The organism is Marinobacter psychrophilus (assembly GCF_001043175.1).
GTDB classification, from domain to species: domain Bacteria; phylum Pseudomonadota; class Gammaproteobacteria; order Pseudomonadales; family Oleiphilaceae; genus Marinobacter; species Marinobacter psychrophilus.
This window is the reverse complement of the sequence record NZ_CP011494.1, coordinates 2939664-2951637: the sequence shown is the minus strand read 5'-3', so window position 1 is coordinate 2951637 and position 11974 is coordinate 2939664. Positions and strand designations below refer to the sequence as shown.

The 11974-nt window shown below is 55.6% G+C and carries 9 protein-coding genes; 4 read left to right on the top strand and 5 right to left on the bottom strand.

Features of this window, described 5'->3' with window-relative positions; all coding sequences use genetic code 11:
• Nucleotides 1-31 precede the first annotated feature (31 nt).
• From ABA45_RS13275 to ABA45_RS13265, 3 genes are all read left to right on the top strand, one after another.
• Nucleotides 32-1834: an acyl-CoA dehydrogenase gene (locus tag ABA45_RS13275; RefSeq protein WP_048386845.1), complete on the top strand. Its 1803-nt coding sequence runs from the start codon at nucleotides 32-34 to the stop codon at nucleotides 1832-1834.
• Between the two features lie 102 nt (nucleotides 1835-1936).
• Nucleotides 1937-2230 (top strand): hypothetical protein, encoded by a 294-nt coding sequence (locus tag ABA45_RS13270; RefSeq protein WP_048386834.1) that lies wholly within the window; start codon nucleotides 1937-1939, stop codon nucleotides 2228-2230.
• A gap of 247 nt (nucleotides 2231-2477) precedes the next feature.
• Complete coding sequence (locus ABA45_RS13265; RefSeq protein WP_048386831.1) at nucleotides 2478-4130, top strand: methyl-accepting chemotaxis protein; 1653 nt, start codon at nucleotides 2478-2480, stop codon at nucleotides 4128-4130.
• Between the two features lie 27 nt (nucleotides 4131-4157).
• On the opposite strand, the gene ABA45_RS13260 is transcribed toward ABA45_RS13265, so the two are convergent.
• From ABA45_RS13260 to ABA45_RS13240, 5 genes are read right to left on the bottom strand one after another with little or no spacing between them, the layout of a single operon-like run.
• The gene (locus ABA45_RS13260) at nucleotides 4158-5477 is read right to left on the bottom strand and encodes an MFS transporter (RefSeq protein ID WP_048386829.1); all 1320 of its coding nucleotides are present in this window, start codon (nucleotides 5475-5477) and stop codon (nucleotides 4158-4160) included.
• Nucleotides 5478-5531: 54 nt separating this feature from the next.
• Nucleotides 5532-6635: a DUF1513 domain-containing protein gene (locus ABA45_RS13255; protein ID WP_048386827.1), complete on the bottom strand. Its 1104-nt coding sequence runs from the start codon at nucleotides 6633-6635 to the stop codon at nucleotides 5532-5534.
• 6 nt (nucleotides 6636-6641) lie between these two features.
• Nucleotides 6642-7712 (bottom strand): imelysin family protein, encoded by a 1071-nt coding sequence (locus ABA45_RS13250; protein WP_053076186.1) that lies wholly within the window; start codon nucleotides 7710-7712, stop codon nucleotides 6642-6644.
• Nucleotides 7713-7721: 9 nt separating this feature from the next.
• A complete protein-coding gene (locus ABA45_RS13245) occupies nucleotides 7722-9152 on the bottom strand; it encodes a di-heme oxidoreductase family protein (protein ID WP_048386825.1) in 1431 nt (476 codons plus the stop codon).
• A 6-nt stretch (nucleotides 9153-9158) separates the two neighbouring features.
• Complete coding sequence (locus ABA45_RS13240) at nucleotides 9159-10463, bottom strand: imelysin family protein (RefSeq protein WP_048386823.1); 1305 nt, start codon at nucleotides 10461-10463, stop codon at nucleotides 9159-9161.
• 509 nt (nucleotides 10464-10972) lie between these two features.
• Here ABA45_RS13240 and ABA45_RS13235 point away from each other — a divergent pair.
• Entirely contained in the window at nucleotides 10973-11809 is an 837-nt protein-coding gene (locus ABA45_RS13235; RefSeq protein WP_048386821.1) for a 23S rRNA (adenine(2030)-N(6))-methyltransferase RlmJ, read from the top strand.
• Nucleotides 11810-11974 lie beyond the last annotated feature (165 nt).

The following is an 11974-nucleotide window of genomic DNA, read 5'->3' as shown; positions in this document are numbered from 1 at the left end:
ATGAAAACGGCCCAAAGCCGGAGACCGCGTAATGACCGATACACTGATTGACCGTCGCGACCTGTCGTTCCAACTCTACGAAGTACTGGATGTTGAAGTGTTGGCTGAGCGCGAGCGTTTTGCTGACCACAGCCGCGACACCTTCGATGCCGTCATCGAGACCGCTGACAAAATAGCGCGGGAGACCTTCGCGAATCACAATCGGGCCGCTGATCAGGACGAGCCGCGGTTTGTGGATGGCAAGGTGGCCATGCTGCCACAGGTAAAGCAGGCCTTCGACGCCTACGCCCGCGCTGGGTTCATTGCCGGTCGTTACGATTACGAACTTGGCGGCATGCAGCTGCCGGAAACGGTCATGGCCGCCTGTAACGGTTTCTTTACCGCGGCGAATCCCGGCACCGCGGGCTATCCGTTCCTGACCACGGCTGCAGCGAATCTGATTCGCGTGTTTGGCAGTGAGTCGCAGAAGAGTCTGTTTCTGCCGCCTATGCTTAGTGGCCAATACGCCGGCACCATGGCACTTACCGAACCTCATGCGGGTTCGTCGCTGGCAGACATTCGCACGTCGGCTACGCCTGACAGTGCTGGTCATTATTTGATCAAGGGCGCGAAGATATACATCTCCGGGGGCGAGCAAAATATCACCGAGAACATCGTGCATATGGTGCTGGCCAAAATAAAAGGTGCCCCGGCCGGTGTGAAGGGTATTTCACTGTTTATTGTGCCCAAACTCCGTTTGAGCGAAACCGGCGGGTTGGGTGAACGCAACGGGGTGGCTTTGGCCGGCTTGATTCACAAGCTGGGCTATCGTGGAACCACCTCGGCGGCCTTGAGTTTTGGTGACGACGCCGAGTGCCACGGTTACCTGGTGGGCGAGCCCCATCAGGGATTGAAGTACATGTTCCAGATGATGAACGAGGCCCGGGTTGGCGTGGGCTGCGGCGCGGCGGTGATTGGCTACCGTGGGTATATGCACAGCCTTGCCTATGCCAAAGATCGTCTTCAGGGGCGTCGGGCAGCGGATAATAATCCGCAAAGTGAACAGGTGCCAATTATCGAACACGCCGATGTACGGCGCATGCTGCTGGCTCAGAAAGCCTACAGCGAAGGTGGATTAGCGCTATGCCTTTATGGCGCCCGGCTGATGGACGACCAGAACACTCATCCGGAGCTGCAAAAACGCCAGGACGCGGGGCAACTGCTGGATCTGCTGACCCCGGTTATTAAAGCCTGGCCTTCGGAATATGGCCCTAAGGCCAACGATCTGGCGATTCAGGTTTACGGCGGTGCAGGTTACACCCGCGAATATCCGGTGGAGCAATGCTGGCGTGATAACCGGTTGAACCCGATCCATGAAGGTACCAATGGTATTCAGGCACTGGATCTGCTGGGCCGCAAAGTGTGGCAGAACCAAAGCAATGGCTTGCAGTTGTTGCTTGATGCCATGCAGGCTGATCTGCAAGCAGCAACTAGCGCTCGTTGCGAACCCTGGGCCCTGTCACTCAGCGAAACTTTGCAGCAGGCGGTTAAAGTGACCCAAAGCCTGGGTCAAACGTTAATGGCCGGTGAAACCGAGCAGGCCCTGGCCAACGCCTCTTGCTATTTGCACTTGTTTGGCCACATCTGCGTGGCCTGGATGTGGCTGCGCCAAGCCAATGCCGCCGCGAGAGGATTGAGCGATGCCAGCAACGATCGTGAACGCTGTTTTTATGAGGGTAAATTACAGGCCACACAGTACTTCTTCCATTGGGAGTTACCCTCCGTTGCTCAGGATCTGGTTTTGCTGCGCAACATGGACGATACCTGCCTGGTAATGAAAGCAGAGTGGTTCTAGCACCTTGCCCGATTAACCAAAGGTAACCCTTGTTTAATTGGGTTTTTGCCGGGTCGCAGCGTAATCTTGGCGCTGTTTCAATGGCGATCAACGAGGGTTTTTATGAAAAAATTTGCAATAGGCGCATTGGCATTGGTGCTGACTCTGGGCTTGGCGGGCTGCAGTTCCGATGATGACGAGATGGTAGATTTGGACAAGGCTGGCGACAATATTAGCACTACGGCGGATGATGCCGGCGATGCCATTGAAGAAAGCTATGAAGACATTACCGGACAGAACGATAGCGCCGGGGAAAAAATCAAAGACGCCGCCGAAGATATGGGGGAAGAACTTGGTGAGGCCGCAGAAGAGGCCAGCGACGCCGCGGAAGATGCTATGGATGATACTACCCAGTAAGCATCGGCACAGATAAAAAAACCGGAGCCATTGCTCCGGTTTTTTGTTTTGCGTATTTGGCCAGATCACGCACTTCAGAAATACCCACTGCAGTCGTAACATAAGTAACCGCAAGCGTTCTTTACCAAAGTCGCAAGGTCTGTCGGTGTCTTTTTCGGTAAGATATTTGCAACGTTGGTGACAGATCGCGGATTGCGCGCTGCGCGCTGCGCCCGACAACGAACAATCATAAAAACGGGGTAATCAGATGGTGTTTGTAGACAAGGCAACGAAAGGCTGGGGCTTGGTAATGGTGCTGGCTACGCTAGTCGGTGGCGCTTTGGTCGCGGCCGTTACCGCACTTGATCTGGTTTCCGTATTGACTGGTTTGGCGGTTGGTCTGGGGGTGGCCAGTTTTTTTATTGCCTGGCGGATTCTCGCGCCGGCACAACGCAGTCTCATTCATCTCAGCCAGGGCCAGTTAGCACCGGGTCACCCGCTTGCAAGTTTGTGCGCGCAGCTACTCAGCGATGCGAAAGCAGGCCGCGCGCTGCTGGAAAATCTTCGCCATAGCGCCAATACCAACGCCATTTCTGCCGCTGAAGTGTCTTATGCTGCCGATCAGTTGAAACTGCGGTTGGATCGCCAGGTGAAGGAGACCGCCAGGCTTGCCGAATTCGCCGGCGAGATTACGGGCGCCACTCAGGCATCGACCTTGCAGGCCAATGATGCGGCGGCCCTTGCGCAGCAGGCCAGTTCGGCGAGCCAAGACGGCCGTCAGGCACTGGTGCAGGTGATTGAGCGTATTCGCAATGTGCATCGTCAGTCTGATGAGAACTTGATACGCATTCAACACCTTAATGAAAAGTCTAATCGGATTCAGGGGGTTACTAACACGATTCAGGGCATTGCTGAGCAAACCAATCTGTTGGCTCTGAACGCGGCTATTGAAGCAGCTCGGGCTGGCGATCAGGGGCGTGGGTTTGCCGTGGTTGCCGACGAGGTAAGGCAGTTGGCAAGTCGCACCGCAGAAGCCACGGCCGATGTTGCAGCTACCTTGGGGGAAATTCGCGAAGACACTGCCCAGATTGTGACCGGAATAGAAGCCTTGACGGTCAGCATTGAGCAGGGCGTGGCGTCGGTGGAATCGGTGGGAACACAACTGGACGGTATTCGTGAGCAGTCTGATCAGCTTCAGCAACAGGTCTCGCAGATTGCGAGCATTGATCGCGACAACGAACACAATTTGCAGCAAATATTCACGGTGATCGAAACGGTGCGCGATGACATTACCGAGAGCGATGTCAGTGTCGCGTCGCTGGCAAAGCAGGCCACCCGCCTTATGGAAATCGCTGAAACCACAAACGCGGTGTTTGCGTTAAACAGCGAGACCAGTTACCACCGTCCGTTTTTCCAACACGCCAGCGTTGGCGCAGCGCAAGTTGCTGATGTTCTGACCAAAGCTCTCAGGGACAATAAACTCAGCGCCGCGGCCCTGTTCGATCGAAATCGTCAGCCTGTGGCCAATACTAATCCGCCAAAATACACCTCTGGGTTTGACCGCTTCACTGATCAGGCCTTGCCTGTTATCCAGGAGGCAGTAAAGGGCGCCAACAAGCAGATAGTGTACGCTATTACCACCGCGCCGGATGGCTACGTTCCTACCCATAACCGCGAGTTCGCCCACGCTTCTACTGGAAATGCCGCCACCGATTTGGCGCGTAGCCGCAGTAAGCGGTTGTTCAATGATCGCACGGGCATTCGCTGCGGTAGCCATACTCAAGAAATGCTGCTGCAAACGTATCGCCGCGACACCGGTGAAATTATGCACGACCTGTCAGTGCCCATCTACATCGACGGCAAACATTGGGGTGGGTTCCGCATTGGTTACCACCCTCAAAGCGCTAGCAACGCCGTTTAAGTGGCCAGCCCGACCGGCGCTCGGCGTTTAGGGGTTATCGTCGCCGGTCACTTCACTCAAACCCATGGCGCTGATCGCACCGGCCAGACCCATGAGCCCCAGCACCAGAATAACTGCAATATTCGAAAATGTTGAGATCAGTGCCGTCAGGGCTCCGGTTGCCAGCAGTAAAACACCGATAACGGTGTTACTGACAGCGGTGTAATCTGTGCGTTTGTTGCCCCCCGCCATATCCACCAGATAGGTTTTCCGGCCAAGCCTTACGCCGGCGTGGGCGATGCTGAGCACAAAAAAGGCACTTGGATAGAACCACAAGCCGCCCATGGATTCCCCCATTACCAGAGAGATACCTGCAACACTCAGGCACACCATGCTGGCCATGAGCGCGCCGCGAATCATGACTTTACGGCTAGACGTATCGGCGGCCCAGCCCCAAAAACTGGCGCTCAATGAACTGGCCATGCTACTGGCCAGCAAGAAAACCCCCAGTGCCCAGCCGGATTCGGTTTGCTGTTGAGCCAATACCACGAAATACGGTGCGGCCAGGGCAGAGCACAGCAGCAGAGCGCGGGTAATTACAAAGTGGCGAAACGGTTTGTCGCTTTTCAGCAGCGACAGGCTGGAAATGGCATCGTGGATGGCGTTGCCGCCACCGCCGGTTTCACCGGGGTACTCTTCAACGCCGGCAAACAGCGCGCCGGCAATCAGCCACAAAGCGGCAGCCAACAACAAGAGCAGGCTGTAAAAAGCCATGCTTGGGTCGCCCCGATCCCAGAACAACAGGGCGGTGAGGGCAACGGTGGCAGTGCCGCCGAGGGTGGAGGCCAGGCCAGACAATCGGCCACGACGGGTTTTTGGAATGCACTTGCCCTGAACATCTTTCATCGACACTGAGCAGAAACCGCGGGAGAGGGAGAACAGAATGAGCGCGACAATAAGGCCATAGCCGGCGCTGTAACCGTTCAGAAACCAGACGCTGGCGGCCATGGCGGCCACGCTCAGGGATTGGCCCAGGCTGCCCAGAGTCCAGAACCATTTACGCACAGGCTTACGCCGCACCCAGGCGGCTATCACCATTTGCGGAACCATAGAGCCGGATTCACGAATGGGTACCAACCAGGCCACCAGGGCCGGGGCGCCAACCGAACTCATTAGCCAGGCCAGCACCGTTTTTGGACTGATCAGCAGGTCACCGAGTTTGGTGAGAACGTTTGCCGCTAGAATCAGGAAAAAGTTACGCGGTACTTCGCGGCAGGCTGAATCGGGAATGTCTTTGCAGACCCTGACGTCTTCTTCGTTGGCTATCAGCCCATAGAGTCGGTCTAAAGGTGTTTTGGACGGTGGCACACCAGCACTCCCTGTGAAACGTGAGTGCCAAGCATACTAGTCGCTATGGATGGGCTAAACCAGATGGTTGTCCCAGTGTAGGGGTAGAGTGGCCAGTTCCTGTGCTGGCTTGCCTGTGCTCATGCGGATCAGTTTGCCCTGGCCGGTAGTGATCAAAAAGTCGCCGCCGGCCAGGGCTTCCACGCCGGCGCCATCGGTTATGGCTTCGTTGCGGAGTATTCGCCCTGTCGCGCCCTCAAATATGAGGGCGCGGCCACCGCGGGGCGCAGTCACCGCGACCAGATCGTTCTGGGGATGGGCGCACACGCTGGCAATGTAGTTTGCCAATCGTGGTTGGACATCGTCAGTAAAGCGGATTTCATCAAACTGACCATTGCGGTACCTGGCGATCAATGGCGGTGCCTGGTCACTCAGCCCTTGGTACTGATAGCCCGCATAGATATGGCCTTGTGGGGTCACGTCCAGATGACGGCAACTCAGTTGATGGTGTGAGGGGCTGAAGCGCGCGCGAATCTCGCCGCTGGTACGGTCCACCAGCATCAGCGCGGGTGCCATGGACTTCAGGTTCATCTTGATGCGATCGTAATCCGGGTGGGTTTTTATGCCACCCAGAGCGATAACCAGGGTTTGGCCATCCGGGTGCAGTTGTAGTTCGTGTGGGCCTATGCCGTTCAGATCGAGCGTGTTGACACGCGCATAGCGAGCCTTGGCGTCGTACACCGCAATAATACCGTTGCCGCGCTCATAGCGGTTGGCTGTTGCGTACAAATAACGGCCATCGGGGGAGAACACGCCATGGCCGTAAAAATGTTCGCCGTCATTGGCTTTTATGTGTGCCAGGCGCTTGCCACTGCTGTTGTCAAACACGTGAAACCACCATCCTGGCCGGCGCTCGAACATCAGTACCTGGGTAGTGTGCGGGCGAAAACAGCCACCGTGGCAGCGGGCTTCAACGTCCGTTTGCCAAAGTGGTGTGCCGTTGCTGTTCAAACTGTGCACAGCAAAGCTGCCATCATCGTGCATGCTGGCGCCCACGTACTCACGGCCCTTCAGCGAATCAGCCTTTGCCGGCAGCAGCGAGCAGCCAGTCAGGCTTAAGCCGGTTGCGCCTATGGCGCTACCAAAGGCTGCGAGGAACTGTCTGCGATTTAAACTCATGATGGCTCAGTCGCCATCACTGGAATTAAAGCCGCGAATCACCCCTAGAGTGGTGGCGGCTTCACCGCTGACCAGCGTTGTCAGTTGCGACACGTCAACGTACAGGCCCTGAAGGCTGCGGTAGGCGTTGTCATCTTCTAACAGTGGATTCAATGCAAGATCCATTGCCGGGAAGTGCTCCTGTACTTCGCCAAACTGCCTGCTGATGCGTTGCGCCAGGTCGCTCTCGCCTTGCTTGTTCAACAGCTCTTCCAGGCCGGGCAAGAAGTACTTTTGCAAGCCGTCAACGCTGGCAGCAATGCTGGCCAGACTGCTGCCACTGCGCCAGGCGTCGGCTGCGTAAACAGAGCGTTTGCCATTACCGCGCAATCCCATGGGAGTGGCCAGTCGGCGTTCTTCGACCACTTCCAGTGCGCTCATAGCGGCGCGAATGGTGGCGTGGGTGTAGTTGCCGGTTGCCAGGTAATGGGTTCTAAACTCGCTCCAGTCTGCAACCAACTGCTGACTGTTATCGACCACATGGGCGGCCACCTGAATCAGAATCTGGCAGCTTGTCTCGGCTGGCAGGGCGTGATCATTGGTATTGAAACGCGTGTCAAACAGTAGGTATTCCAGCATCGGAAAACCCTGAACCGCCACGCCGGCCTGACCGATAGTTTCGGCACTGACCGCGGAGCCATCTTTCAGCAGAAGATCGGCTTTGCGGGCAATCAGGTTTTTCGGATCCGGCCAAAATTGGAACTGCCAGGCGCGGTTGTTGGTTTCAACCGGCCCAAAGTTCACAAAGCGCACTTGCTGCCAGGCTTTAAACGCCTGTTTCCAGGCACTCTCAACGGAACTGCGAGCTTCCGTTGAGGGCTGTTGGCAATAGGCTTTTGCCTGCTGTAACAAGGTTTCACTGTCACTGGCTAAAGTCTGATAGCCGCGGCCGATGCCCTGATGCCAACTTGCGCGTGCGTGCTGTTCTACAGCCGTTCCGGATTCCGCCGACGCAGCCAGCGCAATGCCCGGCAATACCAGCGTCGGCAGCAAAAGGGTAAGTGCTGCGGTGCGGAAATAGCGGGTAAATCGCAACATAAAACGTCCTTACAGTGAGTTTAGAAATTCAACCAGCGCCTGGCGCTGCTGCGGGGCCATCTGGCGATAGAGGTCGCTGGCCGGTTGCGCTTCGCCACCGTGCCAAAGAATCGCTTCTTCCAGCGTGCGCGCCCTGCCATCGTGTAAAAACCCGGCTAAAGGATTTACCTGCTGAGCCATGCCAACGCCCCAAAGAGGAGCCGTACGCCATTCATTGCCGTTGGCCAAAAACTCGTCGCGACCGTCTGCCAGTGCCGGCCCCATATCGTGTAGCAATAGGTCGCTGTATGGCCAGATGGTCTGATTGCTCAGGTCTGGACGTTGCGGGTCAACACCGGTTACGTGGGTAGGCGTATGGCAAGCAGCACAGCCGTTTTCGTTGAACAGACGGGCGCCTTGCTGCACCGCGGCGTTATTCATATCGCGGCGGGCAGGAACGGCCAGGCTTTTAGAGTAGAAGGTCACGAAATCAGCAATTTTGTCCGTTACTTCCGGTTCGCCGCCATTAGCCCAGTCGCCACAGTTCTGGCTTGGCGTGCAGTCGGTGGCGGTTTTCAGTGATGAGGTAAGGCCCATATCACCAGCAAAGGCGCCCATGCTTTGCTGGTGCACATCGGGCTCTGCAGCTTTCCAGCCAAAGCGTCCGGCGACAGTCCGGCCACTGGCGATGTCCCACACTTGGTTAACTTTTCCGCTGATGCCGTCGCTGTTGGCGTCATCGGGGTCGGCCAGGGCCGCTACCGTTTCGGCGGGAATGGCTTCTAACAGTCCCATTCCAATCATTGGGGGCGCTACTCGAGGTGAAATCAACAGGTCGTCTCCCAAAGGCCCATAGTTAGCATTCTCTATGGTGTACACGGGTTCGCGTAACTCCACCTCGGTGCCGTCAGCAAGTACATCCACGCGCTTGACCCAACTCAAAACCATGTCGGCTTCAGGCTTGGCGCCGGGCAGGGCAAAGGTTTGTAGCTGCCCTCCGTAGACCGGATGGGGCTTGAACCCGTTGGTGCGCAAAATGTCGGCGTCCTCAATAGGGTCGTGGGGCACTGCCAGGCGTAGAAACAAAGAGACCGAGGGTGTATCAACGGTTGGAGGGTGGCCGCGGCCATCTTTCAGGTGGCAACCCTGGCAGGCGTTGGTGTTGAACAGCGGCCCAAGACCGTCACGGGCTTTGGTGCTGGCAGGTGCTTCTACCCAAGGGTTGCGGAAAAAGCTGTTGCCAACGCTGAAGTCAAGCCGTTTGGTCATCGACAAATTGCCCTGAGGCCGGGAAAACGCATTGGTATCGGGTTGGTTTACGGTGCCAGCACCACCTGTCATCGGGGTGGTTTGGAGTGCGTAGCCGGCGTGTTCGCTGGAACCGCCGGCGCTGGTTGCTGCATTGGCAAACAGCGGGGCGCTGGCAAAAGCCAGTGCCCCGGTTAACAAAAATGTTTTCATTTTGCCTCAGAATGCGTGGCCGGCGTCATCCGGTGAAAGGGCTTCAATGCCCAGTTCGCGGGCAGCCTGTTCAATAAAACCGGTTTGAATAACCAGCGCCATGATCGCGTCGTTAATGATTTTCGCACCTTCATCGTTGCCTGGTGCAATCATCATATCGAACGCCATGGGGGTCTGTGAGGATTCGGCTTTGGCTTTCATAAAGCCTAGCGCCTGCATAGTTTTGTCCAGCTGTTTATTCAGTTCTGCATTCAGTTGTGGATTGATTTGTTCAACCAGGTCGGCCAATGACGGGCCGGTGACCGATGAATTGTCGACCCGGCGATAGGTTCCGGTGTAAACGTTTTGAATGCCTTGGCCGTTATAATAGTGGGAGTTGTGGGTGTTATCACTGAAACAGTCGTGTTCGTCTTCATAGGAGTTTGCCTCGAGTGCGACCTTCATACGTTCACCGGCCAGTTCGCCCAGCGACAGGGAGCCCATACCAAACAGCATTTTCTGAATGCCTTCGCTAGCGTTAGCAGACGTCAGTTGAGCGCGGTAATTGTCGGAGGAGCCTTGAGCCCACTGCGCTGTCATCCATTCCAGATCGTCAATCAACAGATCGGTCACGGCGTCCAGGTATTGGCCACGGCGATCGCAGTGGCCGTTGGTGCAATCTTCACCTTGCTGGTAGTCGCTAACGGGCCGTTCGCCATTGCCGGCGTCAAAGCCATTCAGATCTTGGCCCCACAGCAGAAACTCGATGGCGTGGTAGCCAGAGGCAACGTTGGCCTCGGAGCCGCCAATTTCGTTCAAATTGGCCAGCAATTCCGCCGTCAGAGTACTTACGTCCAGCTGCTCGCCACCTACGTTGATGCTGGTGCTGGCAATGATATTGGCAGTTGCGCCGGCGTTGCCCAGTTCGTATTGGTAATCATCGGATTTGACGTAGTCGATCAGGCCTTCGTCCAGTGGCCAGGCGTTTAACTGTCCTTCCCAGTCGTCAATTAGGGTGTTGCCAAAACGGAAGGCTTCGCTTTGTTGGTAGGGAACACGTGCAGCGTACCAGGCTTCCTTAGCGGCTTTCAGGTTGGCGTCGCTAGGGCTGGCGATCAGGCGGTCAGTGGCTGTGTTCAGGGCGCGTGCGGTTATCAACGAATCTTCAAAGGTAGCGTGGACAACGTCTGCGTAATGAGCTACTACGTCACTCTGGCTAACAAACTGATTAGCGGGCTGGATTTTTGCTACGGAACCGTTGGTGCCGCAGCCGACGACAAGTACAGCAGAAACGGCAATCGCCAACGATGCTGGGCGGACTAAAAAAAGCATAATAGACTCCGATGAAATAGTTATTTTAATGATACTCGTTAGCGTTCGCATTATGAAGCGCTGCGGCGTTCTAGAGCAAATTATAATTAATCTTTGTAACAATAACAATATTAATAACAATGAGAATGATTTGCAATAACCATAAGTGATGTTACATTGACGTCAAGAGAGCGCCTAACAGGCCTCTAAACGCGCCTTCGTCGATTAAACACTGTGGAGAATGGAATCATGAGCAGTTCAGTTATCCAGCTTGCAGGAACGCCCGCCAGCATTTTTACTGCTTGGCAAAAAAATCAAAAAAAATGTCTCTCTATCGTCAGAATCCACCGAATCTACTCGCTCAAAGGGCAGCACTGAGCGTCGCTAAATTGGTAATAACCGACTGGCAAAGCGTTTGCTGATCCGTCCTGATACACCGGGGCGGCATTGGGGCGTTATTCAACTGTGATGCGCTTGCGCACACCAGCCGTGGTCGGGCTTAATGGCTTTCATTTACTGGGAGCCTATTTATGCTGAGTTATCTTCATGCTTTTCATGCAGGCAACTTCGCCGATGTACACAAGCACGCGGCGCTGGTGTTGGCACTGAATATGATGCAAGTAAAAACGTCTGGAATAGCCTGTGTTGACACCCACGCCGGAAGTGCGCTTTACAATCTTGATGATGAACGCGCCCGCAAAACCGCCGAAGCTGATGCGGGTATCCGCAAGCTCTGGCCCCAGTTAGACTGTCTGGCAGCAGCCGATTGGCAGCTGTTTCGGCAGTATTTGCAGCAACTAAACTCTGGTGTGAACTTGCGCCAATATCCTGGGTCGCCTGCTTGGTTTGGGCACTATTTACGCCCGCAGGACAGCCTGGGTGTGTTTGAACTGCATCCGTCAGAAACCAGCAGTTTGAACCAGTGGGCTTCTGGCAAACGGTTGCGAGTAACTCAGCAGGACGGTTTGGCGGGGCTGCTAAAAGTACTTCCACCCCGGCAGCCGCGCTTACTCGTGCTTATTGACCCGTCCTACGAAGTAAAAACCGACTATATCTCCGTAGCCAAAACACTCAATCGTGCGTGGCAAAAATGCCGCCACGGAGTGTTTATAGTGTGGTATCCCATTTTGACCTCTGACCTTGAGCAGACTCTGCTGGGCGGCCTGAGAGCCGGCCCGATTCGCAAAATCCTGCGTAGTGAAGTGCGACTGAACACGCCACCGGAGCGCGGCATGGTTGGTTCGGGGATGCTGGTCATTAATCCACCTTGGGGTATGGATGACCGGCTGTCGGCGATGATGAGCGATTTGGAGCCGGCCGCACGTCTGGGCTTGGGCCAACAGATGGACTGGTTGGTTCCTGAGTAGCACCGCTGTGTTTTCGTACTATGGTGTGGTTTATCAACTCTTTGACAATTATTAAGGTATTGGCGGGCAAGTGGTTAAACACAAGCCGGAGCAGGGAACTGGCGACAGCGATAAAACGTCAGCGGTAATGGCAATCGGTGCTATCGGTCGCGCCATGTTTTTCCA